Origin of the sequence: Lederbergia galactosidilytica, from assembly GCF_017873565.1 — a bacterium.
Taxonomy (GTDB): domain Bacteria; phylum Bacillota; class Bacilli; order Bacillales; family Bacillaceae_C; genus Lederbergia; species Lederbergia galactosidilytica.
The window spans coordinates 32,684-58,621 of the sequence record NZ_JAGGKH010000008.1; the positions used below are offsets into that span (position 1 = coordinate 32,684).

20 protein-coding genes are annotated in these 25,938 nt (G+C 37.3%); 8 read left to right on the forward strand and 12 right to left on the reverse strand.

Features of this window, described 5'->3' with window-relative positions; genetic code table 11:
- Positions 1–56 precede the first annotated feature (56 nt).
- The 4 genes from J2Z23_RS09905 to J2Z23_RS09920 form a co-directional block, all read right to left on the reverse strand.
- On the reverse strand, positions 57–551 hold the full coding sequence (locus J2Z23_RS09905) for an NUDIX hydrolase (RefSeq protein ID WP_064467604.1): 495 nt from the start codon (positions 549–551) through the stop codon (positions 57–59).
- A gap of 37 nt (positions 552–588) precedes the next feature.
- Positions 589–2,436: an ABC transporter ATP-binding protein gene (locus J2Z23_RS09910; RefSeq protein WP_420798619.1), complete on the reverse strand. Its 1,848-nt coding sequence runs from the start codon at positions 2,434–2,436 to the stop codon at positions 589–591.
- The gene (locus J2Z23_RS09915; RefSeq protein ID WP_057981637.1) at positions 2,433–4,172 is read right to left on the reverse strand and encodes an ABC transporter ATP-binding protein; all 1,740 of its coding nucleotides are present in this window, start codon (positions 4,170–4,172) and stop codon (positions 2,433–2,435) included. Before J2Z23_RS09915 ends, J2Z23_RS09910 begins: the two co-directional genes overlap by 4 nt.
- Before the next feature lie 352 nt (positions 4,173–4,524).
- On the reverse strand, positions 4,525–5,001 hold the full coding sequence (locus J2Z23_RS09920) for a PadR family transcriptional regulator (protein ID WP_057981636.1): 477 nt from the start codon (positions 4,999–5,001) through the stop codon (positions 4,525–4,527).
- A 314-nt stretch (positions 5,002–5,315) separates the two neighbouring features.
- Between J2Z23_RS09920 and brnQ the strand changes: the two genes are divergently transcribed.
- Complete coding sequence (gene brnQ, locus J2Z23_RS09925) at positions 5,316–6,704, forward strand: branched-chain amino acid transport system II carrier protein (protein WP_209973920.1); 1,389 nt, start codon at positions 5,316–5,318, stop codon at positions 6,702–6,704.
- A 364-nt stretch (positions 6,705–7,068) separates the two neighbouring features.
- Here brnQ and J2Z23_RS09930 read toward each other — a convergent pair whose 3' ends face one another.
- Both J2Z23_RS09930 and J2Z23_RS09935 read right to left on the reverse strand, forming a co-directional pair.
- Positions 7,069–7,476, reverse strand: coding sequence for a DUF2569 family protein (locus J2Z23_RS09930; RefSeq protein WP_064467603.1), 408 nt, complete (start codon positions 7,474–7,476; stop codon positions 7,069–7,071).
- A 497-nt stretch (positions 7,477–7,973) separates the two neighbouring features.
- Positions 7,974–8,633, reverse strand: a complete 660-nt coding sequence (locus J2Z23_RS09935; protein ID WP_057981634.1) for a GntR family transcriptional regulator — start codon at positions 8,631–8,633, stop codon at positions 7,974–7,976.
- Between the two features lie 303 nt (positions 8,634–8,936).
- Here J2Z23_RS09935 and J2Z23_RS09940 point away from each other — a divergent pair, with 303 nt between their 5' ends.
- A complete protein-coding gene (locus tag J2Z23_RS09940) occupies positions 8,937–10,025 on the forward strand; it encodes a 5-methyltetrahydropteroyltriglutamate--homocysteine S-methyltransferase (protein ID WP_209973796.1) in 1,089 nt (362 codons plus the stop codon).
- A 370-nt stretch (positions 10,026–10,395) separates the two neighbouring features.
- Here the strand turns inward: J2Z23_RS09940 and J2Z23_RS09945 are convergent, their stop codons facing one another.
- Positions 10,396–11,295 carry a helix-turn-helix domain-containing protein gene (locus J2Z23_RS09945; RefSeq protein WP_209973798.1) on the reverse strand — a complete coding sequence of 300 codons (900 nt, stop codon included), beginning with the start codon at positions 11,293–11,295 and terminating at the stop codon, positions 10,396–10,398.
- A 124-nt stretch (positions 11,296–11,419) separates the two neighbouring features.
- Between J2Z23_RS09945 and J2Z23_RS09950 the strand changes: the two genes are divergently transcribed.
- The 3 genes from J2Z23_RS09950 to J2Z23_RS09960 all read left to right on the forward strand — a co-directional run bounded on the left by J2Z23_RS09950 (position 11,420) and on the right by J2Z23_RS09960 (position 14,456).
- Positions 11,420–12,691: an ABC transporter substrate-binding protein gene (locus J2Z23_RS09950; RefSeq protein ID WP_064467602.1), complete on the forward strand. Its 1,272-nt coding sequence runs from the start codon at positions 11,420–11,422 to the stop codon at positions 12,689–12,691.
- Between the two features lie 80 nt (positions 12,692–12,771).
- Positions 12,772–13,635: a carbohydrate ABC transporter permease gene (locus J2Z23_RS09955; protein WP_057981630.1), complete on the forward strand. Its 864-nt coding sequence runs from the start codon at positions 12,772–12,774 to the stop codon at positions 13,633–13,635.
- Entirely contained in the window at positions 13,632–14,456 is an 825-nt protein-coding gene (locus J2Z23_RS09960) for a carbohydrate ABC transporter permease (RefSeq protein ID WP_209973800.1), read from the forward strand. Before J2Z23_RS09955 ends, J2Z23_RS09960 begins: the two co-directional genes overlap by 4 nt.
- Positions 14,457–14,542: 86 nt before the next feature.
- Here J2Z23_RS09960 and J2Z23_RS09965 read toward each other — a convergent pair whose 3' ends face one another.
- Entirely contained in the window at positions 14,543–16,210 is a 1,668-nt protein-coding gene (locus J2Z23_RS09965) for a ribonuclease J (RefSeq protein ID WP_209973802.1), read from the reverse strand.
- Between the two features lie 793 nt (positions 16,211–17,003).
- Here J2Z23_RS09965 and nrdD point away from each other — a divergent pair.
- Together nrdD and J2Z23_RS09975 are read left to right on the forward strand one after the other, a co-directional pair.
- Entirely contained in the window at positions 17,004–18,947 is a 1,944-nt protein-coding gene (nrdD, locus tag J2Z23_RS09970; RefSeq protein WP_209973804.1) for an anaerobic ribonucleoside-triphosphate reductase, read from the forward strand.
- Positions 18,948–18,966: 19 nt separating this feature from the next.
- The gene (locus J2Z23_RS09975; RefSeq protein ID WP_057981626.1) at positions 18,967–19,620 is read left to right on the forward strand and encodes a 4Fe-4S cluster-binding domain-containing protein; all 654 of its coding nucleotides are present in this window, start codon (positions 18,967–18,969) and stop codon (positions 19,618–19,620) included.
- Between the two features lie 84 nt (positions 19,621–19,704).
- Here J2Z23_RS09975 and J2Z23_RS09980 read toward each other — a convergent pair whose 3' ends face one another.
- From J2Z23_RS09980 to J2Z23_RS09995, 4 genes are all read right to left on the reverse strand, one after another.
- Positions 19,705–20,844, reverse strand: coding sequence for a Ger(x)C family spore germination protein (locus J2Z23_RS09980; protein WP_064467598.1), 1,140 nt, complete (start codon positions 20,842–20,844; stop codon positions 19,705–19,707).
- A complete protein-coding gene (locus J2Z23_RS09985) occupies positions 20,841–21,956 on the reverse strand; it encodes a GerAB/ArcD/ProY family transporter (RefSeq protein WP_209973807.1) in 1,116 nt (371 codons plus the stop codon). Before J2Z23_RS09985 ends, J2Z23_RS09980 begins: the two co-directional genes overlap by 4 nt.
- An 8-nt stretch (positions 21,957–21,964) precedes the next feature.
- Positions 21,965–23,461, reverse strand: coding sequence for a spore germination protein (locus J2Z23_RS09990; RefSeq protein ID WP_209973809.1), 1,497 nt, complete (start codon positions 23,459–23,461; stop codon positions 21,965–21,967).
- 270 nt (positions 23,462–23,731) lie between these two features.
- Positions 23,732–25,090 carry an SLC45 family MFS transporter gene (locus J2Z23_RS09995; RefSeq protein ID WP_057981621.1) on the reverse strand — a complete coding sequence of 453 codons (1,359 nt, stop codon included), beginning with the start codon at positions 25,088–25,090 and terminating at the stop codon, positions 23,732–23,734.
- 403 nt (positions 25,091–25,493) lie between these two features.
- Between J2Z23_RS09995 and J2Z23_RS10000 the strand changes: the two genes are divergently transcribed.
- Positions 25,494–25,928 (forward strand): MarR family winged helix-turn-helix transcriptional regulator, encoded by a 435-nt coding sequence (locus J2Z23_RS10000; protein ID WP_082881191.1) that lies wholly within the window; start codon positions 25,494–25,496, stop codon positions 25,926–25,928.
- The last annotated feature ends 10 nt before the right edge of the window (positions 25,929–25,938 follow it).

Sequence of the window (25,938 nt, forward strand, 5' to 3'; positions counted from 1 at the left end):
GGGGCCTGTCCCCCACCATGTTAATGCTTTAACACATTGGGGGACAGGCCCCATATTCAAATTTTGACAAGGTCCTTCTGATTATCCAATTTAACTATCTCATATCTGACCATAATATCTTCTTTATAAGTAAATTTGTACTCTAAGTCTATTTGTCCGTTTAGAATTTTAGCTAGATAGATGGGAATATTATCTACAATCCCTTTGTTATCGGGGTGCAAGATCCAATCAATCTCTTTCCATTCAAGAATTCCCTCTCTAGTGCTAAGTGGTGTTTGAGTTTCTACTCCTTCTGGTAAGTCAGCGAGAAATAAATACATTCCCGAGTTTGCTTGGTCACTTTTCCACGTTACATTTCCAGCATGAATGACTGTATCTAGAGCAATCCCCGTTTCTTCCCATGCTTCCCTCAATATTCCTTCTATCGGAGTCTCATTTTCCTCGATTTTCCCGCCGACACCATTCCACAAGCCCATGTTTGGACTTTTTGTTCTGTTCAACAATAGTAGCTTACTTCCCTTTCTAATAAAGCAAAGCGTATATTTCAACATTGTCATTCTCCTTAAGTGGGGACTGACCCCCAACGTGTTAATACTTTAACGCGTGAGGGGACAGTCCCCGATTAAATTGGCTTTCATACATATCATAATAAAAACCTTTATTGTGCAGAAGCTCCTGATGTGTACCAGACTCAATGATTTTTCCTTGATGAATAACGAGGATGCGGTCGGCGTTTTCGATCGTCTTTAGACGGTGGGCGATCACAAAGCTTGTTCTTCCTTCGGTTAGTCGATTAATTCCTTTTTGAATTTCGATTTCTGTATTAGTATCAATACTTGAGGTAGCTTCATCCAATATTAAAATATCGGAGTCGGCTAAGATCGCTCGTGCTATCGCCAGTAGTTGACGTTGTCCTTGACTTAAATTAGATCCTCCAGACGTAATTTTTGTATGATAGCCATTAGGTAAATGTTTAATAAAATGATGAGCAGAAGCCATTTTAGCAGCTGCAAATACATCTTCATCTGTCGCTTCCAAACGCCCATAGCGAATATTTTCCATAATCGATCCAGAAAATAAGAAAGTGTCTTGTAGTACAACTCCAACTCTTTTTCGCAAGGCACTTAAGGAATAATCACGAATGTCTTTTCCATCTACTTTTAATTGGCCTTCAGTCACATCATAAAACCGCATTAATAAATTAATAATCGTTGTCTTCCCAGATCCTGTCGGACCAACAAGCGCAATTTTTTCTCCTGCCTGTACTTGAAAATCAATATCTTTCAAAATCGGCTTCCCTGCATCATAATAAAAATGAACATGGGAGAATTCCACATTGCCTACGAATCTGTCGACATTTACGGCTTCCTCTCTATCTACTAAATCAGGTGTCTCATCCATCACCTCAAATACCCGCTCAGCGCCCGCGATTGCTGACTGGAATGTATTCAATAAATTTGAAAGTTGATTAATTGGACGAAAGAATTGGCGTGAGTAAGTCACAAAAGCAGCAATGATTCCGACCGTAGCTAGCTCATTCACTGTCATCACCGCGCCGATCGCGATGACAAAACCAAGCCCTAAGTTATTAATAAAGTTATTGACTGGCCCGAGAAAGCCGGAAACCGTATCAGCTGCCATCGCCGAATGACGTAATCGCTCATTGACCTCTGAAAATTGCCGATCAATTTTTTCTTCCTTTCCAAAAAGTGTGATCACTTCATTGCCTGAGATCGACTCTTCAATGAAACCATTTAATTCCCCCAAATCCGTTTGCCTTTTGATAAAATAACTACTACTATATGATATTAGTTTTTTCGTTGTAAAAATCATTAACGGAATAACGAGAAGTGTAACAATGGCGAGAACCCAATTCATAGAAAACATTGCGATCCCCACACCTGTCACCATTAACACAGAAGAAAAAATTTGGATTACACTTTGACTTAATGCATTATTCAATTGGTCAATATCATTCGTAACTCGGCTCATCAGATCCCCGTGTTGACGTTTATCAAAGAAACTTAGAGATAATGTTTGAAACTTATCAAACAAGTCCTGACGCATTTTCCGAATTGTTTCCAATGAAACTCTTACCATCATAAAATTTTGAAGCCACGTAAACACAGTTGTTGCCAAATAAATGATCGCAAGTATACTTGCGAATCGCAATGTACCACTGATATCTTTGGGAATAATATAATCATCAACAATCACACCAATCAAATATGGGGCAAGTAGTCCTAATAAAGTAGTAATAATAACAAAAATAATCGAAGCAATAAGGGCAACCTTTTGCCTTTCCATATAACGCCAAATTCGCTTGATTGCTCCAATTGGATCCTTCGCTTTGACAACAGGACCACTAAATCCCCGAGGCCCCCGCGCCCTTCCCATTATATTTGATGCCGATTGTGAAGCAGTCGGTTTACTCATACAGATTTAACCTCCTCCCCAATTTGAGAATGATAGATATCACGATATACATCACTTTCCATTAATAATTTTTTATGTGGCCCACTTGCTTCAATCATTCCATCCTTCATAACTAGTATCTGATCTGCATCGATAATAGAGGAAATTTTAGAGGCAATAATGAATACCGTTCCCTCAGAAAAGTCCCTTGCTAATGCCTGCTGCACCGAAAACTCTGATAACGCGTCAATTGCTGAAGTTGAGTCATCCAGAACTAAAATCTTCGGCTTGCGAATAAACGCACGAGCCATCGATAACCGTTGCTTTTGTCCTCCAGATAAATTGGTTGCACCCTGCATCAATCGATACTCATATTTCCCTTCTAACCGATCAACAAATTCGCTAGCAGCCGCCGATTGAGCCGCGATATCCATCTCTTCCTCAGTTGCATCCTCTTTTCCGAAACGGAAATTTTCTTCAATCGTGCCAGAAAACAACATTGCTTTTTGTGGTACAAACCCTATGGCTGAGCGGAGTGGCTCAAGTGATAAATCCTTCGCATTGATTCCATCAATCAAAATTTCACCTACATCAGGATCATATAGACGGGGGATAAGCTTAACTAATGTCGATTTTCCACTACCAGTTGAACCAATAATCCCAATCGTATCCCCGGCCTTCGCAGTAAATGAAATATTTTTTAATACATACTCGCCGTTTTTACTATAACTAAAGTATACATCACAAAATTCTATCTCTCCCTGGATCTCATGGTGGTTAATTAGATCCGTTCCTTCCGTAATATCAATATTTGTCTCCAGCACACGAACAATCCGTTCCGCCGAAGGGAAAGAACGAGCAATCTGCATTAACACATGACTACTGCTCATTAAGCCGTTCATCATAATGTTTAGGTAATTGATAAAGGCTAAAATAACTCCCACTTGCAGAGTGCCCTCATTGATTTTGATCACCCCAAACCAAAGACCTGCCACAATCCCCATATTGACAACAAACATCATAATCGGCATTAATGTAAGAATAAGCTGCTCAGCCGTCATATTGCGCTTAGTTAGTAAATCGTTCACAGTCTTAAAATGGCCCTTCTCATACTCATGGCGATCAAATGCCTTAATCACCCTGATGCCTGCAAGCATTTCTTGAAGTTTAGTATTTACTTGGTCCATCGCCTGTTGAACCTTCGTAAAAAGCTTTCCGGATTTAACCGAGAAAAAGTAGATAAAGGCAATCAAAATTGGAATGGAGACTAACAAGATCGGGAATAGTTCTCGAGCTGTGAACCAGACAATGACAACCGACCCGACAAAGAGTAAAGGTCCCCTAACAAAAATACGTAATGTCATAATAACTGCCTGTTGTAAGGTTGAAATATCATTTGTCAGAATGGTTATTAGTTTCCCTGTTCCAAATTTATCGATATTTTGATTTGAAAATCGCTCAGTCTTCTTAAACACCGTTCGCCGAATATCGGTTGAAAAATGAACAGCTGCTTTTGCGGCATAAACGGAACTTCCCGCTCCTCCGATTAAACCAATCAAAGCACTTAATAACGTAATAAGACCCAACTTAATCACATAACTATTATCTTGATTGGCAATTCCTACATCAATCATCTTCTGCATAAATGTCGGTTGCAAAAGATCCATCGCAACTTCTATACACATTAGAAACGGGCCTAAAATTGCAAAGGCGGTATATGGTTTCATAAATCTTAATAACTTTTTTATCGAAATCATGAAGTGTCCCCTTACATATTTTTCTGTTTTAGTGCGGGTTCAAAAAGAAGGATAAAAAGGACAAGTTAGCTAAAATGCTGACGTCAATCGCAAATGCCCGACACTAGTCATCCTGTACGTCGAAAATTCGAAACGGACTTGCGCGTGTTGTGCTGACTTCTACGTTGCCTTAGGACGTGGAAGAGCACAAAGAAAGCTTCCCGACCTTATATCGTACGAGGGAAGAGTGCTTTTCTCTTCTAAAAAGTGAGGAAGCAAGCTAACGTGCTTACATGGGAAGTGATGGCTTCGACGTTTGACAAAGGATGTGTCGGCACTTAGTTAAAGTTCCTTTATACCGTTATATCGTGTGTCATTTTTGCCGGAACTTTTGATCATCCTCTTTTAAACGCTTGGTCATTTCATCGATAAGGGCAATTAACTCTACTGCACCTTCTGGATTTCCACGTGTTTGTTTCATCGCTTTTCGAAGTTCTTTTTCCCATTCCTTCACAGCCGCCCTAAGTTGCATAGACTCCTTGGAATTCCTCCAAATCATCCGCTCCTTCCATTCAACCCAGAAATCGCCTTCCTCATGGATCGCCATCTCCTCTAACCGCTTTCGGCCACTCTCATTGATGGAATAAACCTTTTTATCCAAAGCTGTATCCAATTCAATGAAATTCTGATCCATTAATTCCTGAAGGGCAGGATAAACCGTTCCCGCACTTGCCGAATAAGCACCGCCAGAGCGTTCTTCCAACTCCTTCATAATCTGATAGCCATGCATTGCCTCTTCTGCCAACAAATGCAAAATAGCCAAAGGAATAAACCCTCTCCGTTTCCTCATTTTAGCCCTCCTTCATTATTATATCGATAATTATAAACGATATATCGTTTTATCTCAATCGTTATACCTAACTTTTATTCCATATGATGCATAGAAGACTTGTCTCATTTAAGACAAATCTTTTTTACAACAATCTATGAGCTTTTTGAATTAGATAAATACTACATTACAGAATTGCAGGAAATACAATTATCTAAAAATTTCGCCGTAATATATTGTATTTTATAATAAAAGATAGTATTATAGACTTCACTAATATATTGCATATAGCTAGAAACAAAAAAGTCTAGTCAGCTATGGAGGGGACAGCTTTGATAAAAGAACAATTACCTTTTTCAAAATATATTGCGATCGGCGTTATGTTATTTGCTCTATTCTTTGGAGCGGGAAATCTCATCTTCCCAGCCCAGTTAGGGCAAAATGCTGGCACAAATCTTTGGCCAGCTGTATTAGGATTTTTAATTACCGGTGTCAGCTTGCCCTTACTTGGCATTTTGGCGATGGGATATTCCGGAAGCCGAAATCTACAAGAGCTTGCTAGTAGAGTGAGTCCCACCTATGGAGTTTTTTTTACTTGTCTTTTATATTTAACGATCGGGCCATTCTTCGCCTCACCACGTACTAGTACGGTTGCCTATGAAGTGGGAATTGCTCCTATTGTAAGTGACAATTTTCAGCAAGGTGGATTACTAATTTTTTCATTTTTATTTTTTGCTGCTACTCTGTGGTTTTCCTTAAATCCAGCAAAAATTATTGATAATGTTGGCAAGCTTTTAGCCCCTGGCATTATCATTCTTCTTGCAGTTCTATTGTTGTTAGTGATTATTAAACCAATGGGGGTTATGCAGGCGCCTGCAGGGGATTATACAGATGGTGCGTTTGTAACTGGGTTTCTCGATGGATATAACACAATGGATGCACTCGCGTCCCTTGTATTTGGGATTATCGTCATCAATTCCGTTCGTTCACTTGGCATTACTTCAAAGGGCGGTATCCTCAGAGCGACAGTAAAGTCTGGTCTAGTTGCCATCACATTACTCGGTGTTATTTACGTTGGCATTGCCTATATGGGTGCAACGGGCACAGAAGCCTTTGGATTTTTTGATAATGGCGGACCAGTCCTAAGCAATGCAACTTCCTATTATTTTGGAGCTTTCGGTATGGTTATGTTGGCGATCCTAATCACACTCGCGTGTTTAACGACTGCCATCGGTTTAACGACCGCCTGTGCAGAATATTTCCAGACGCTATTTCCAAGATTCAGCTATAAGTCATGGGTTATATTTTTCGCTGTCCTTACCTTTGCATTTGCTAACTTTGGCTTAACGAATATTATTACATTCTCAGTTCCAGTCTTGATGTTTCTTTATCCATTAGCCATTGTATTAATGATTTTAGCTTTTCTTTCTCCATTATTTCGGCATAAACGTATTGTTTATGTGTTAACAACTATTGTTACATTCCTAATTAGTATTTTTGATGGATTGAAAGCTCTTTGTAAATCATTGGAAATCGATTATTTTGGCTGGATGACACCATTCATAACGTTCTATGAAAATGTGCTACCTATGTATGATAAAGGGCTTGGCTGGCTCCTACCTGCCTTAATTATTATTTTGATTACTGCAATTGTCATTCGCATAATAGGTCCATCCAAAGCAGGAGCACAAAATAAAGTGAAACATGGAGTTCATCAGTATTAAAGAGCTTCATCCTTGTAAATTTGAGTACGAGCACAACACTGTGCCCTATAAGTAGACATTGTGAGAGTCTATTTATAGGGTTTTTTCAATCTAAATAAAAATGGGCATCTTCAGTGAGAGGGAGTTGATTCAGATGGAATTAAACTTTTTTGAGGGGGGTACATCAGAAGTGAATGATAAAAGGTATATACAGCTCAGAAGGAAATGGAGATAAATAACAATCATTATATGATGAAGTATGAATAAAAACATTATCTAAAATCAGAGGACGCTCAATAAACTACTAATTCAATATATTAATCTTACGGAAAACCAGATGCTGGATTAGATTTTTTGATTAATATAATCATCCAGCAAACTGTCTTTAATTGATGAAAGTTGCCTTGACACGTTTCGATCTGATAAAATATCCGATCCAGATGGCACTAATTAGTATATAGATCCAATCCATTTGTGCTCCCATAAATATGACAGGCAAGTATAATAGAATGTCGAGGATATAAATTACGATCATTAATTTTGGCAAAATTTTTTTCCGTTTAACCCATGTGTATATTATGAATAGATAAAAGAAAGCTAGAATGAAGTCTGATATATATACAAATAAATCATAACCGCCTAAATTTGCCGGGTTGTAAGTGAAGATAACATACATCACTGTAACTAGATTAAACAGAATCATAAGCGCCGGGATAATAAGCCAACCTGCTACGATAGCATAACGAAAATCAGTTTTAATTTCAGGCTGCTTTTTTGTTGTTTCTTCCTTCATCGTGTAGCCACCCCCTTTTTACACAAATTAAACTCAATATAGCAAATTCACTATATTCCTTCAACTCTGCAAAGGAATTATATAAACATGTTTTTGGAAACCATCCCCCAAAAATTTTCAGGGCAGCGAACTTGAAATATGAACAGTTTTACTCCCAGCTACCTTACATAACTACAATTGAAAAGAGGCTAGGACAAAATATGTTTTCACCAAAGAAAAACCGAACTACTAAGTGCATATAACCCAAACAAAAAATATACTTCGCCATGGTAATGCATCGTTCGTCTTTGATGCTAAACATATTAATTATGTCCCAGCCTCTATATCATAATTGAGAGCAATTGCGATATAACCCAATTGGAAAATAAATTGTTTTTATAAAGTCTTTGGATGCTCGATTCCCCTTCGCTCACAAGGGGATACTTAATCGTTAAGACCGGCATCTTGCATTCTTGTTCACATCATCGTTACTTGAGCCATCTTGTCTTACTTCTTCATTATGTTTTGGAAGTACGAAATTCCTCAATTGCGCGTAACCAATTGTTTTTCATGATAGATGAGGCCTTCGCACCTTCACCGCTCTTCATGAGCTCGATAATGTCAGCATGCTCAGCGATAGATTTCTCGGTTAAAATAATGGAGTTATAAAAAAATAGTCTACTTACATGTGGCTGTAATGATGATAGCATCGATTGTATATACGAATTGTTTGCCGTATCAACAATAATTTGATGAAAGTCTTCATCTAATTTCAAAGCAGAATAATAGTTTTCTGATCGAATTGCCTTCGCAAACTGTTCGTTTGTATCTTCTAGTAAAGTCACGATTTCATCTGTTAAATGTGTGATAGCTAATTCAACAGATAGAGACTGTAATGCTGCCAAGGGTGGTAATAGATCTTTAATGGATTCTCTATCCACTTCCGTTACTTGAGTGGCCTTACCCGGATACATTTTTACAAGCCCTTGTACTTCGAGCAACTGCAATGATTCCCTAACAGGTGTCCTACTAACCCCAAGAGCTTTCGCCAATTCTGTATCATTCAATTTTTCTCCTGGCTGTAGGGTCCCTTCAATAATCCATTGTTGTAGTTGACTAAAAGCTGATTCCTTCGCTGTTAGCCGAATTGGTTTTAAATGATCTGAAGGTATCGGCACGGTCATCCCCCTTACATATCCCTTTTAGTATAAAGTATACGATATATTGCACATTCTGTCACTCTATTTTCAGAAGCGGGAGCAGTTCAGCAATATACGAATACATATTTAATATACTCCATACCCAAATAGGAGTTCGTTATTAATCGTTAGTGTAAAGGAAATCGCAAGTTGGGCGTTTTATAAAGAACATCTGTTATAGCCTATAGTTATAACATGACATAAGTTTTATATGTAACCTTATAGCTATTTTTCAAGGTATACTCAATTTAAAGATAAACGGTACGAGAAGGAGGAAATTACATGACACAAACATTAGTCAAGGCACCATTTAGGGCCGATCAAGTGGGAAGTTTATTACGCCCAGAAAGTCTCAAAAAAGCCAAAAATGAGTATAAAGCTGGAAAGATCACAGCTGAACAACTTCATGAGGTTGAAAGGCAAGAAATTAAACGTGCTGTTGATAAACAAATTGAGGCTGGATTGCAAGTCGTAACAGAAGGAGAATTTGGCCGTGATTGGTGGCATTCTACTTTTATGGAACACCTATTAGGAGCTGAGGGTTATATTCCAGAACAAGGATATAATTTTTCAAATCAAGAAACAGATCCTTATGATGTAAGACTTGTTGACAAAGTTGCCTATAACCCCAACCATCCATTCTTCCAACAAGCAAAGGAACTAGTAGAGATAGTAGGAGACAGGGCTGTCGTAAAATTTACCATTCCTAGTCCAAACCAATTCTTTCATCCGAACATTATTAATGGCCAGTATAAAGACTTTGAGGAGTTTGCACCTGATATTATTCAGGCTTATAAAGAGACGATCCATGAATTTTATCGAATTGGCATTCGTTACCTTCAATTAGATGATGTGTATTTAGCGGTCATTGCAACAGCTGATTTCCCACCAGCAGAAAAGAAATATCTAGCTGAATTAGCAGTACGTGTAGTGAATGGAGTTCTTGAGGGAAAACCAGAAGATTTAACCGTGACAACCCATGTATGTAGAGGAAACTATCGCTCTGACTACTCCTTCTCCGGAGGCTATGACACTGTCGCACCGATCGTCTTTGCCAATGAAAAAGTCGATGGTTTCTTCTTGGAATATGATGATGAACGCTCAGGATCCTTTGAACCGCTTAAATATATACCTAAAGGTGGCCCAAGAGTTGTACTAGGACTAGTGACTTCCAAAACCGGACAACTTGAGGATAAAGAAGCCATTAAGGCTAGAGTTCAAGAAGCAACGAAATATGTTCCACTAGAACAACTATGCCTAAGCCCACAATGTGGTTTTGCTTCCACACATCATGGCAATATCTTAACAGAAGAAGAGCAATGGGAAAAGTTGAGATTTGTCGTCGAAACGGCGAATGAAATTTGGGAATAAGGGCAAATATATGCTAGTCCCCAGGCAGTTTTAAATTGCCTGGGGACTTCTCTTTTTTCAAGATCTGATAATTTTTTATACAGCTCATGAAATACGTCCCTCATGAAGTGATAGGCTACAACCCATTGCTATAGGGCTGATATTAGTGATAAAAACCGCAACCTATGGAAGTGGCCCATCCTCTATATTTCAATGTCTATCTTTATTGCTAATATTCTACTTCTAATAGGAAGGGCCCGCTAAAGCAAATATTCCCTTCCAATATAATAAATTTATAATGCTGGTAAACCTTTATGCTGGAATCATCAAAGACATGAGTAGGATTGTGGTGTCGATAAAACTAGCAACAAATGCAGACTCTAAATAGGAGCTAACAGGAGGAATTTTTCATTTTTGCTTTGTATTCTCTAGGCGTACAGCCCTTTTGCTTTTTAAATAATCGGATGAAGTAGCTTTGATTTTGAAATCCTACATCTAGAGCGATATCAAGCAATTTTCGGTCAGTCTTTTGTAATAAAATACAAGATTTATTAATTCGGATCGTATTGATGTATTCCATTGCTGTCATACGAACAAACGATTTAAAAAGGCGGCTAAAGTGACCTTCACTCATTTGAATTTGTGAAGCTAGGTCCTTTACCGTCAGTTTTTTTGGGTAATTTTCATCTATATATCGAAGTACCTTTTTTAATAATATTGTTTTCGTATCATCTATTTGCTTAGGACCCTCTTTTTGGATGAGAGATGCCTGCTTTTTCAATACATCCCCTAATAGAATATATAAATAACCCTTTACTCTTAGTTCATAAGTAATTTCTTTACCCATATAGGCTGCGATCACCATTTCTAGTATTCGAAGCATTTCCTTTTCTTCCACTGTCCCTGTACTTTTTAACTCACAATGGAACAGCTTTCCGACCATTTCTAAGTAATTACCTTCAATTAAGTCATATGCAAAGCTTCTTAGCAAGTCAGGATGAAATACGATTGCATAAATTTTAAAAGGCGAATGAATGGATGATGGATAGGCTGCGTGTAATTGTTCACTTGGGATAAAAAAGCCATTACCTTCAGACAAGCTATACTGCTTTGTCCCTATCTGTAATTGGATCTTTCCCCTTTCTACATAAATAAATTCTAGTTCGGGGTGCCAGTGCAAATTAAAGATAACTTGACCATCCAAATAGTCAACATCATAAACGCAAAATGGAAACATTGAATCTCCATGTTCCCGTTCCTCAAGCAATCTATCTCTATTGACTGTTATCACCACCTAGCAAATTATCATAATTGTACTATTGTTTGTCGTTATTGTGCAATTATTGCTCCATTTTTATCATTATAATTCTATTTAGAAGTGGAAAGATTACAGTAAAAGTGGGAGTGAATACACAGTGAAGAAAGTGATAATGGGTTTAAGTACGGTACTCCTATGCGGAGCCATACTAATAGGATGTTCCAACAGCAGTGATAATGGAAAAGACAAGTTAGTCATTGATATTTTCAATATTAAAGTTGAGACAAAAGATCAGCTAGAAGCAATTATTGAAAAATATGAGAGCGAAAATGAAAACGTCGACATTAATTTAACAACAGTAGGTGGCGGACAAGATGCTTCCTCCGCTTTGCAAGCTAAGTTTTCAGCTAATGAAGAGCCGGCAATTTTTTTGCTAGGTGGTCTATCAGATGTTGAAAAATACCAGGACTATTTATTAGATGTATCAGAAATGGAATCAGCTAAAGCAGCCATTGAAGGAACACTTCAAGGTGCTACGATTGATGGTATCCCTTACGGAGTACCATTAAATATCGAAGGTTTCAGTTGGATGATAAACAAGGCAGTATTTCATTCAGCTGGGGTTGATCCCTTGTCCATAAAGAGTTACCAAGATTTTGTCAAAGCAGTTGAGACAATCGATAGTAAAAAGGAAGAGCTTGGTCTTGAAGCTGTTTTCGGTTTTAGTGGGAAAGAGGATTGGGTTGTTGGGCAATTTTCTAATCATTTTACAGCACCAGAGTTTGATAATGATGTAACCGCTGCCTATGAGACAGATGAATTAACTTTTCAATATGGAGAACGAATGAAGGAATATACAGATTTACTAAATGAATATAACGTACAACCGATTCTATCACTTGATTATAGTACATCCGTTGAAGAGCTGTTTACAAACGATAAAGTAGCCATCATCCACCAAGGAAACTGGATTGTACCTACACTCGATAGTCTGGATCCGGAATTTTCTCAAGAAAAACTAGGTATTTTGCCACTATTTGTTGATCAAGATGACCAAGGCTATATTAGTGCTGGACCATCCTGGTTCTGGGGAGTTAACAAAGAGAAAGATGATGAAGTCGTCGAAGCATCCAAGGATTTTATTGACTGGATGTATACATCTGATTATGGAAAAGAACAAATTGTTGAGGAATTTAAATATATCCCTTCCCAAGAGGGTTATGAAGCGGAAAGTATTCAAGACCCTGTATCAAAAGAAGTATATGAAATGCTATTAGACGGTAAATCAAGAGTATGGGCTCATAACCAATATCCAAATGGATATAACCAAACTGCCTTTTTCCCTGAATATCAAAAGTATCTAAACGGTGATATCACATGGGAGCAGCTTGAAAAAGTAGCAAGCGAAAAGTTTAAAGAAATGCGTTAACGAGCATGGGCAGGAGTTCCTATTAGAGAAAAGGATACTGCCCTGCCCGTAAAGGATTGAAAAGAAAGGGTGTGAACGGGATGAAAATGAAGCATTCCACATATTGGGTATTTTTAGCACCGAGTCTGTTAGCACTAGTAATCGTCTTAGTCATACCTTTTATTCAAGGTGTCTATTATTCATTAACAGAATATAATGGCTTTCAGGTAAAAGAATTTGTTGGCTTTGACAACTATCTTAACCTATTTAAAGATGATCAATTCCTCTATAGCCTTTTATTTACAGGGGGATTCTCAGTCGCCTCTGTTATTGGAATCAACATTATTGGCCTATTATTGGCATTATTTGTAACCCAGAAAATGGGGAAATTTAATACGATTTTTAGAACAGTCTTTTTCATGCCTAATTTGATTGGTGGCATTATCCTTGGATTTATCTGGCAATTTATCTTTCTAAAGGCTTTTGTAGGGATTGCTAGTTTAACAGGAGTGGATTTTTTTAAAGGTTGGCTGTCAGATACTGAAACAGGATTTTGGGGCTTAGTTATCTTATTTGTTTGGCAAATGAGTGGCTATATTATGATTATTTATATTTCGTTTTTAAATAATATCCCAGGGGAACTAATCGAAGCCGCAACCATCGATGGAGCCAATGGATGGCAACGGTTTTGGAAAGTAAAATTTCCACTTCTTGCTCCAGCATTCACCGTTAGCTTATTTCTATCATTATCCAATGCCTTTAAGGTTTATGATCAAAATATGGCCTTAACTGCCGGTGGACCTTTCAATTCAACACAAATGGCTACGATGAACATTTATGATACGGCTTTCAAAGTCCAAGATATGGGCTATGCCCAAGCAAAAGCGATTATCTTTTTACTCATTATCACCATTATTTCAGTCATCCAATTATATATGACAAGGAAAAAGGAGATTGACATATGATTGCGCGACAAAGGAGTAAAAAAATCGGCCTGATTGTACTAGGCATCTTCTTATCATTATTTTGGTTTTATCCATTTTATTTAGTAATCGTAAATTCTTTTAAAACGAAATCAGAGATCTTTGCCAATACACTTGGCCTCCCAACCGAAGGAACGTTAGAGAACTATACTGAAGCTTTTATCGCTTTAGATTTTGTCAAAAGCTTTTTTAATTCATTGTTCATCACAGTATGCAGCATATTTCTTATTTGTATCGTTACATCTATGGCTGCTTACGCATTATCAAGACGCCAAGGGAAAACTAGTTCAGCAATTTATTTTCTTTTTGCCATTTGTATGCTGATTCCCTTTCAATCGATTATGATTCCGCTTGTGTCAATTTTCGGTTCATTCGATATGTTAAATCGTGCTGGATTAATTATTATGTATTTAGGGCTAGGCTCCAGTTTGGCCGTCTTTCTTTATTTTGGTGCCTTAAGAGGCATCCCAATGGCATTAGACGAAGCCGCAATTATGGATGGGTGCAATCGATTTCAAATATACTGGCATATTATTCTGCCAATGTTAAAATCCACAACCGTCACAGTCATCGTCTTAAATGCCATCTGGTTCTGGAATGACTATCTATTGCCATCCCTAGTCATCAACAAACAAGGAATGTACACCATCCCATTAAAAATGTTCTACTTCTTTGGCGAATATTCCAAACAATGGCATCTCGCATTAGCCGCCCTAGTGATCGCCATCATCCCGATCATTCTAGTCTACATGTTCCTACAAAAATATATCATCAAAGGCATTTCAGAAGGAGCGGTTAAATAAAATATGGGGACAATATGGGGACAGTCCCCCACCGTGGTAAAGCATTAACGTGCTAGGGGACTGTCCCCATGATTTTTCCCCGTGATTTAAAGTTCAATCAAGATTGGAACAATCATTGGCTTTTTCTTTGCATATTTATATATATATTGTCGGGTGTTTTTCTTAATTTGTTTTTTGATGACGTTTCGTTTAATTCGCTTTTCTATTTGTAGTTCTTGAATTGTTTCCATTGTGATACGATTCACTTCTTTCCGTAGTTTTGCAAAGTTCTCATCCATAAAACCACGGGAAAGTATTTCTGGGTCGGCTTGAAGCTCCCCGTCCTCTTTATTTATTGTAATGATAATCATTAGCATGCCATCTTCGGAAAGTTGCTTGCGATCACGCAATACATACTCCAAGTCGCCAACTTCACCGCCATCTATATAGGTATTTCCTACAGGAATGGTGCGAAGCTGACGAGGAATCGATTCTTCTATATCCAAGACTTCGCCATTTTTCAAAATAAACGTATTTCCCTTTTCGACCCCAACCGATTCTGCTAATAAACGATGGTGGTAAAGCATCCGATATTCTCCATGAATCGGTATAAAATATTGCGGTCTCATTAAAGTTAGCATTAATTTTAAGTCTTCTTGATAACCATGCCCGGAAACATGCATCCCTGATGTACTTCCCGATCCATAAATAACATTAGCTCCAAGCTCATACAAATTATCAACAATAGTCGTTATTCCTCGTTCATTTCCAGGTATAGGGCCCGCTGCAAAAATCACCATATCCCCCGGATAGACATCAACATCGCGGAAATCCCCAGTTGATAGACGGGCTAGTGCTGCCAATGGTTCACCTTGACTTCCTGTACAAAGGATAGCGATCTTTTCAGGGGACATTTCATTGACTTCTTGTGGTTCAATAATCATTCCAGCCGGTACAGTTAAAATTCCAAGTTCCATCGCCACTTTCACAACATTAACCATCGTTCTTCCAAGTAATACGAGTTTCCGATTTGTTTTTTGGACTACATGTACAACTTGCTGAATTCGGCTGACATTAGAGGCAAATGTTGTCACAAACACTTTCCCATCCGCCTTCATGAAGGCTTCTTCTAAATGTCCAGCGACAATCTGTTCAGATGGTGTAAAACCAGAACGTTCCGCATTCGTACTCTCCGATAATAAAAGCAGGACACCCTCTTTTCCAATTTCCGCCATTCGGTGAATATCTGAATACTCCTTATTTGCCGGTGTTAAATCAAATTTGAAATCCCCCGTATGTACAATATTTCCTTCGGGTGTGTGAAATACAATTCCCAAACAATCAGGGATACTATGAAATACCTTAAAAAAGCTAATCTCCATTTGTCCGATTTTCACATTCGAATTAGGATTGATTTCAATTAATTTACTTTCACGTAATAGTTTGTGTTCCTTCAATTTAAGCTCAATTAATCCAAGGGTAAACCGAGTCGCATAAACAGGAACAGGCAATTGTTTTAAGAAAAAGGGAATACCCCCAATATGATCTTCATGTCCATGAGTAACAATTAATGCCCTTACCTTTTCCTTATTGTCTAGTAAATAAGTGATATCAGGAACAATCAAATCAATACCTAACAAACTTTCATCCGGAAACTTATTGCCGCAATCAATCAGGACAATATCCTCTCCATATTCGATTGCATACATATTTTTCCCAACCTCATTCAAACCACCTAAAGCAAAGACCGACAAGGTATTCTTACCTTTACCCAAGCTAATCCCTCCTACCTTGAAAAAAGATAATATTAGTATGCCTCCTTTAAATTACTTCATTCTAAAACAGGGGACAGTCCCCCACTCTGGTAAAGGGTTAAAGCGTATAATCAATAGGCCGCTCCCTCTTGGTAACGAGAATAATCCTAGGATTTCAGGATATGATAACATTTCGTATTTATTGTTATTTACCAATAAGTGCTGTTGATTCTTACTGCAATTGATATAGCAGAAAACAACAATTATTAAAAGGTAGGGAGGGAATAGCATGGTTAAGGATTCTGAGGCACATAAAGAAAAAAGAAATAACATCGCGAAAAGACCACCCGAACAACAAAAGGGCAAAGCTAGATCGAATGCTCGCGGCGGGAGAAATTAAATTCTCCCTTTCCTATGGGGTCAGTCCAGTCCTTCAGTATGATAAAAAGACCAATTTGGCGGACTGGCCCTATGAATGTAAACCGAAAATCTGATGTTGGCTAAAATTCCAGCACTTGACTTGTTCATTACGGGCTTGCTTTAGAGCATCCCCTAAATGTTTCTCCCTTCTTTATATCCCCTCTCCATATATTATCTTTGTACAAAACTCAAGGGCATGACCTCCAATTCAGCATCATAAAAAACACAATATACAGTGATTTATATCACATTTTTATACTATATATTGTGTTAATATGTTTTTTGTATCCGGAGGGAATAACTAGAATTATCCAATATAAAGTTATTCCATTCAAACTAGGAGGAAAGTAAAACTTAGCAAATACCGGATAACATTAACGAGGAGTGATAATTGATGTTCCAAAACACAGAGGAAATTATTAATAAGTTTACATCCCATGCAGACGACTCGAGGGCTGACTATTTAAAAAGAGAGAATAGTAATTATGTTTATTCCCTTCCATTATTACGCCATAATATAACAAACCATGCAGAAGAGGAGTATCTATTTTCCCGTGTTTTGCCCTCAAAAATTAAAGAACTCTATGACCAAGGGATCGTCTATGTACATGATAAACAACTTGCACCATATTGTGTTTCCATCAGTTGTTTGGATATTGCTTTAAAAGGGATTCCCTCTCTTGCGAAAAATATGATTTCATCAAAACCAGCAAAACGATTACCTGTTCTCCTTCGCCATTTTAGCAATGTAGTAACTCTAATTTCCCAGCAAGTCTCAGGCGCGGTGATGCTGGCTCAACTTACTACGATTGCTGCCGCCTATTTATTTGATGAAAAAGAGCAAGGATACATATACACAGATGATGAATTAAAACAGCTTTTCCAGAGTGTAATTTGGGAATTAAATATGCCACTTCGTTCTGGAGCGCAGAGTAGTTTTTCTAATATTACATTGGAATTCGGGAAACCTTCCGAGGAAATTAAAAATGAATATGTTGTTATTGGTGGTAAACCACGGTCCTTTCAATATAAGGATCTACCAAGTATTTATTTTGATCGGATTAATCAAGCCATTATTGATGTAATGAGTGATGGGACGGGAAATGAGGGAATTCCCTTTACTTTCCCTTTATTGACTGTACAAATTGATGATCAATTCAATTACGAAAATCCGCTGTTTTTGGAGCTTTTAGATAAAATGTACAACTGGGGTGGCGTTTATTTCGAAAACTTTAAAACAAAACCATTTGAAGATTCTTATTATAAACAACTTAATCCAACAATCCAGGCAAAGGATCCAGAAGTCAGCCGAAGCCTCTGCTGCCGATTACAAATTAATTTAGAAACCTTATCAAAGGCTGGGGGAGGTGTCTTTGGATCCTCGACAGGCTCAACAGGTGCCGTTCAAGTTCTAAATTTAAACATGAACCGTCTTTTATTAGAGTTTGGCCATGATTTACCACTATTAAAGCGAAAAATGCGCGAATATATGGAAGTCATGCAAGATGCTCATATGGCAAAACGCAAATGGCTTGAACTTAATAAAGATTTGTATCCAACATTCTTCTCCTATAATAGGAATCTCAAAAACTATTTTAACGTATTCGCTGTAACGGGAATGAATGAAGGTATCATCAATATTGGCTTTCCTGCCGGAATCAAAGATGAAAAGGGGAAATTAATAGCCCATGATTTAATGCAATATATGACAGATATTGTTAATGATTTTATTGTCCGAGATAAAGTAGCTTGTGGAATTGAATACGCCCCTGCTGAAAATGCAGCCATCAAACTTGCTCGACATGATCTAAAATGGGCTAAAGAAAGCAAGCGTAATATCTTTGTGCAAGGTGAAGGAGAAAATCCATATCTTACAAGTGGATGTATGACTCCCTTCTCTGAGGAAGATTTTCTTGCGCAATTGGAAAACAGCGCGGAATTTCAAGGTTATGCTACTTCAGGAAGCATATTACATCATTTTTTGGAGTCCAAGGTAGCACCTAGAAAATTAGCCCGTTATGTAGATAAAATTTTTGAGAAACCAATAAATTATATTACATTAACACCAACTATCACTTCCTGTATGGAATGTGGCCAGAAATTCATTGCAGAAGATGCTAAAAACATCCAAAAATGTCCCACTTGCGATTCACTGGATATCGCAACTTTCAGTAGAGTGATTGGCTATTTAAAAATGATTGCCCGCAATCATATAAATGTTGATGAAAAAGGATATTACCAAGGAAAGTATAACTTCTGGTCCAAGGCAAGAAGACATGACTGGAATGCGCGAAAGCGGCTAAAAGGGGACCAAATTAAGGATATTTTGCATTACTAGGGAAAGGGTCTGAGTTCCTATGCAATTTTACGATCATCTTATTCGAACATTTAATGATTTACCTGGACACACAACCTTATTGGTGCATTCACTATCAGGCTGTCCACTACACTGTTATGGTTGCCACAATTATGATGAAATCATTGCGACAACACCGAAAAAATACAAGACTGTCGATAATCTTTTGGATTACCTCAAGAAATCAGGATATCTATTCGATGCAATCATGTTTAGTGGTGGCGAATTTTTGCTCAATAAAATAAACGAGATTGATTATTTACTAAAAATGGTGCGCACTCTATTTTCTGGGAAGATTATTGTCACTACAAGTGGGGTTTATCACGAAAAAATTACTCATCTATATCAAGAACAATTAGTAGACGGAATTCATATTGATATGAAATTACCGTACCATCTGTTGAATGTGGATGAAGATAAACAAATCTTTTTCGATATAATGGGGATTCACCCTTCTCAAAAGATAGTTAATAGTTTACTAACTAGTATTGATACTGTTATTAAGCATAACTCTCTATTAGATCAAGTACGCACAGTAAAATACCCCATCCTCGCAGAAGAATTTTTTGAAGAAATTAAAAAATACATTGATAACCGTAAAGCATATTATCAAAGCAAGGTTCCTTATTTTTTAAATGACTTTTTATATCCCTAAAAAGTATGGCCTGTTCCCTATTCATACAATAGGAGACAGGCCCCCTTTCATCGAGTATCGTTTCCTCTCAATATCGGCATACGTTTAATCGACTGTTCCGTGTCGGGTAATTTTTGTCTCTATTTTAAAGTCAACTTTAATCATCGGATACTTAGCTCGCCACTCCTTTCTTCCTAGTTTTCCATCCTTTTGGTTAATCCGATATATAACTCCATATCCAAAAGGATCTGCATTTTGTTCTTGCAATTGTTCTAATATTTCCTCGTATTGTGCTGTTAATTTCTTTTCCACTTCTTTTTCTATTAATTTCACGACTTCTGGTTTTTCTAAAAGGACTTTCTCTGATAGTTCAAATAAATCTACTTCAAGACTAAGTTTTGTTTCAAAATGTAAATTTTCTTTATCTATTAATGTAGTCCTACTCTTGGTTTTCAATATATTGAAAGCAGTATGTAACACTTCTTTTCTCTGATGAATATTCACTTCTTTTTCTATATATTGTTCAAAAGGAGCCATCGGGATTGTTACCTCTAACCACTTATCTTTAATAGGTGTTTTCAAAAGGTTAAAAAATAGGATTTCATCAGCAGGTCTTTCGCCTACATATTTATCATCTTGCAAAATAGCGATTGAGGTAATTTTCGGTTTATCTCCTTCAAGTGCAAACACGGGTAAAATCGGATCTATACCAATATCATAGAAACTCCTCAAAAAGTCTTGGATCGTGACTCTAGGAAATTCACTTTTCCGAGAGTTTTCTTTAATTAACCCATGCAAAAATTGACCAATATTCATTGAAATATCTTTTTCCTGAACGGTAATTATCTCCTTTGCCGACGTCTTACTAATAGATAAAAAAGTCGTATCTGGTAAGTTTGCATCACGGTTTAATGTATCTAAGGAATGAAAGACACCTTCTTTAGCTGCCTCCATCCCGTATATTTCCAATTCAATTTTCCCAGGTGCTAATTGGAAGTTTGTTTCCAAATTGGCATTCTCAGCAGCCCCTTTGATCGTATTTCCCTTTCCAGAGACAATTTTGGTAATTTCATTGGATTGTTCTTCAAACTGAAAGATCACGATTGTTGTTTCGTATTGATCGTCTTCTCTAATATCAACACCACGCGCATTAATTACTCCAAGGTTTTCTAATTCTTGTTTTGGGATACAGCTACCAAGTAAAAAAATAGATAACAAAATGGGCATAAACAATTTTACCTTCATGTCGGAGCACTTCCTTTATGTTTTCGCCATTTCTTCTTAATCCAAACAAGTGGTAATATGATGAGTGGATAAACAAAAATAAGCCAAAATCCAACTTCTGAAATGATATCTACTAACTGGTTGATGACTCTTTCATATTTAATAACACTCACTAAAATTAAAATTACAATGGCTACTGCATACACCATTGTTCTTTGTGGAACCCTATATAGCCGTTTCACTCCATAAGTTAACGCCCACATAAGTAAGGCTAAATTCGGCATGATAACAAACATCCATTGAGCTACAACGATAAAATCAAGCCGTTCAATAAACGTATATGACACACTTTTATATATTGCTAAAACGGAAAATTCAACTTCACTTAAATCTTCTAAGCTAAAATAACCAAGTACGATAACAGTCATACTAAAAATGAGAAGAGATGTATAACCCATACCTAAAAAGATTGGTAACTTGGCCTTTTCTTTATTATCAATAAATGGATAGAGTACAAACAAAACTTCGAAACCAGAAAGAGAATATGTTGTGGCTTTAGCCCCTTTTAATAATTCAGGAATCGACGTTTGAAACATTGGCAATAAATGAAGCCAATCCATTTTTGATATTGGGTCATACAATAAAATGAGAAGCCATTGTATTAAAAAGGGGAAAATAACCATTACTCCGATCACAACTTGGATCCCACCTAAAACAGCATATACAATGACAATTAGTAAAAGTGAACCGATGACATAAGCCGGTAAGGTCGGATAAAGAAATATCTGAATCACTTCAATATACGTGATTATAATTGAGAATAAACTAGCAGCAAAATAAACAATATAAACAGTTCCAAGGATTTTTCCAATCCACCTACCAAAAAGATCAACTTGAATACCAAAAATATCAGCATTTTTATATTGCCTTAAAATAAGTAACATCACGTACGCAACGATAATTTGCATTAAAAAGGCAATAATAACGGATAGCCATGCGTCCCGTCCTGCCTCTCGGAAGATATAGCGTGGCGCTCCTATAATTCCGACCCCTGTTTGAATACCATAAATAATAAAAAACAAGTAAAAAGCACGGAATCGTAATCTAGGTTTGACGTTTACATTGATCTCCATCTATCCACCTACTCATCGATATCTCGTTTTTTCATTGCCTCACTCTTTGAAAAACGCTTGGCATCTTTTGGTCTATATGCCTCCATTCGCTTACTTTCAAACTGTAATGGCAGGCGAAAAAGTGATTTATTAAAGTCCTTCAGCCGTAAAGGATAAAGTGGGACAAGATATGGTCTCCCCAATGATGTTAACCTTAATAAATGAATGATTAGCATACATAATCCAAACATAATCCCCATGATGCCAAAAATTCCAGCTAAGAAAATGAAGGGATAGCGGATAATACGGACAGATGTCCCAAATAAGTAATTAGGAAAAGTGAAGGAAGCCAATGCACTCATTGCCACGACGATAATCAAAATATTACTTGTTAAACCTGCTTCAACCGCAGCTTGTCCAATGACAATTCCGCCCACAATCCCCATTGTTTGCCCGACCTTCGTCGGCAGTCTTACTCCTGCTTCCCGCAAAAACTCGATCAAGAACTCTAAGAGAAGGGCTTCTAATAACGGTGGAAAAGGTACAGCCGCCCGAGATTCCCCAATTGAAATCAACAACTGGGTTGGGATGACACCATATTGATATGTAACAATTGCCACATATGTAGGTGTTACGATAATCGCAAAAAACATTGCTATAAACCGAAGAATTCGAAAAACAGAACCCCCTTGCCAGCGCATATAACGATCTTCTGTTGACTCAAGAAAGCTAAAAAAAGTTGAAGGTGCAATAATCCCAATCGGACTATTTTCAACCAATACACCGACTTTCCCTTGTGAAATATCATACGCGAAGCGATCAGGTAATTCAGTTATATTAAATTGCGGAAATAGATTAACCGTATTATCCTCTAGGTATTGCTTTAATACTGTACTATCTTCTACGAAATCGACATCTAAATCTTGAATCCTTTGCCGCATCGTTTGAACATCTTCCTCATTCGCTACAGACTTCATATATACTAGACGAACATCGGCCGGAATACTTTTTCCGACTACTAATTCCTCTAATTCAAGATCGTTAGAACGTATCTTCCAACGGATAATATTCATATTAGTAACAAGTGACTCCGTAAAGGCTATTTTAGGTCCAAGAACTAGAGACTCCGTTTCTGCTTTTTCTAAACCGCGCTTTTCTTTATTAAGGAGGACATAGGAAATAACCTTCTTTTCCCCTTCGATATAGATAAACACTTGTCCCTTTACGACCTTTTCTAAAACCTCGTCTAATGAAGTCAGCATTTCGCCACTTCCTAGCGGAATTTCATTTAGGATTGTTAGATTTGTCCATTTCATCTCCCTCTTAAGTAATGGCGATAATATGAACTCTTCAACTTTTCCACTTTCAACAATATAAGGAATATAAAAAACAGCAAATTTCTTTCCATAATGTTGATACCTTGAAAATAATAGATCCGAATTATTGGTGAATACCTCTTGTAAAGATTGCTCAAGCTCATCTAATGTTAAAGGGAGTTTTTTACTTAATTGCTGTTTTTTTCTCATTTTGGCCTCCATATTAAACGATTAAGCAAATGACATATTGTTTAGTATGGATTTATGAATGGAATTTATGAGGAATAATGGAAAAAGTCGCTCCTAAGTTATTATTTGCTAATCCTTTTTAATATCACCTCCATTATCGATGAAAAAACCTTCAAACTTATAGCTAAGTCTGAAGGTTTTCACTGAAAGATTGCTCATTTTTATATTATTGTCAAGCGTCCATAGTAATTTGTTATCATTAACGGTGAAACTCGCTTTACTGATTGAATATCAATGGTGGGCAGATGTTTCTTTGATAACAAAAACACTTAAAGAACCAACCGCCAATAAAATGCCCGAAACTAAAATCATTGTTGGCATTGAGGAACCAAGAGCTGGGAACAATGCAAAACTCAAGAAGGAAGCAATAATTTGCGGTAAACAAATACTACCATTAAATAAACCTAAATATGTGCCCATATTCTTTCCTGACAAAGCATTCGTAAGCATTGTGAACGGGAATGTCATCATTGCCGCCCAGGCAATTCCAATTAACGTAAATGAAATTAGCAATAATCCTTGGTGGTGGACAAAGAAGACAGACCCAAAGCCGACTCCACCTAGTAATAAGCTAAACGCATAGGCAGGTTTTCTTTTATCATTTGGTACTCGTGTTAAGACGAGTGACCATAGAACCGCTGCAACTGATTGTACAGCTGACAATATCCCGAACCAGTTCCCTGCCGCTTGATACTCGGCACTGGATGGCTCAACTGTATTCCATACGTTCTCCGCTACAGCACCTGTACCATATGTCCATAAATACTGAAATCCCATCCAACAGAATAGTTGAACAAGTGAAATCGTCCAGAAAACCTTTGGAGCGGTACGAAGTAATGTAAAAAATCCTACTTTTTCTTTATTATCTTCTTCTTTAATTCCATGATAAGCTGCATATTCAGCAGGTGTATATTCTTTCACTTTAAAAACGGTAAAAAGACTACAGAGAATCAAAACAACAGCACCCACATAAAAGGAAATAACGACAGACTGCGGGACAACCCCTTTAGGTGCACTATTTGATATTCCAATCATTGTCAAAACAAATGGAAAAACAGATGCTAATACAGCACCACTATTCGATAGAAAACTTTGAATTGAATAAGCAAAACCCTTTTGTTCCTCATTCACCATATCTCCAACCATCATCTTAAAAGGTTGCATGGCTACATTGGAAGAAACATCCATAAATAAAATAGTGATGGCTCCAAAAGTAAGGGCAGCCATTGAACTAAAACCAAAGCTACCAGCATTCGGCAGTAAACACATAACAATTACTGCTACGATCGCCCCAACAAGCAAATAGGGAATTCGGCGGCCGAGTCTCGGCATCCATGTACGGTCGGAAAAATACCCGACTAAAGGTTGAACGATTAGCCCTGCTAAAGGCGGCAAAATAAAGAAAAACCCTAGAGTATGTGGATCGGCACCAATCGTTTGGAAAATCCTCCCCATATTTGAACTTTGCAAAGAAAAGGCCATTTGGACACCTAAAAACCCGAAACTTATTAACCAAATCGTACTAATTGGGAGATTAGGTAATCGATGTCCAGTAGTTGTATTATTTGTTTGTTCTTGTTCCTGTATCATGATGCCCTCCTAAAATTCTCTTAATCACTCAAAGTAGTTCAATGTACATTATTATATTACAGAAATAAGCGCATCCGTTTGCACAACGTTTTCATAAATTTAAATATATCATTAGGAATATCAAAACCCTTCATTACAAATAGTCATAATAAATAGCTTGATTATTGTCATAAAGTCTTTTTGGTCAACTTCCCTATTATAATATTTATCTCCTTTTAGTGCAATCGTTTGCACTAAAATGCTCATGGAATATTTTTACATGCACATCTTTCTGCACAAAGAAGCTTGATTTAATAGGGATTTCCATTTTGGAAAAGTCCTAAATTCTACTCTTGACATTAGTAAGAACAGATGTTACTGTTTTATAGTTACCTAAGATAACTATTATCCAGGGTAACCACTTATGGAGGTGAATCTCATACAATCTGCACAAAAGGTCTTTTATCAATTAATAATGTTATATCGTCCGTTTGAAAATCAGCTAAATATAGAATTGAGCAAACATAATCTACATCGTGCACAATGGACGATCTTGTACTATTTATATAATTTTGGCTCAGCGACACTTGTAGAAATCGCCAATTATCAAGGTGTAGAGAAGCCGACCATCACAAGAACCTTTGCCCGTTTAGTGGAATTAGAATATGTAGAACAGATAGCAGGCAAAGATAAACGCGAAAAACGAATGCAATTAACATCGCTTGGCAGAAGCATTTACGAGCAAGTTCGTGTCACCATTGATCAGTTTGAAGAGGATTGTTTAAAAGGTATATCAGAAGAAGAACAACAGGATATTATCCAAATTATGGAGAGAGTGAGAAGCAACCTGATAAAGTAAGGAGATGGAG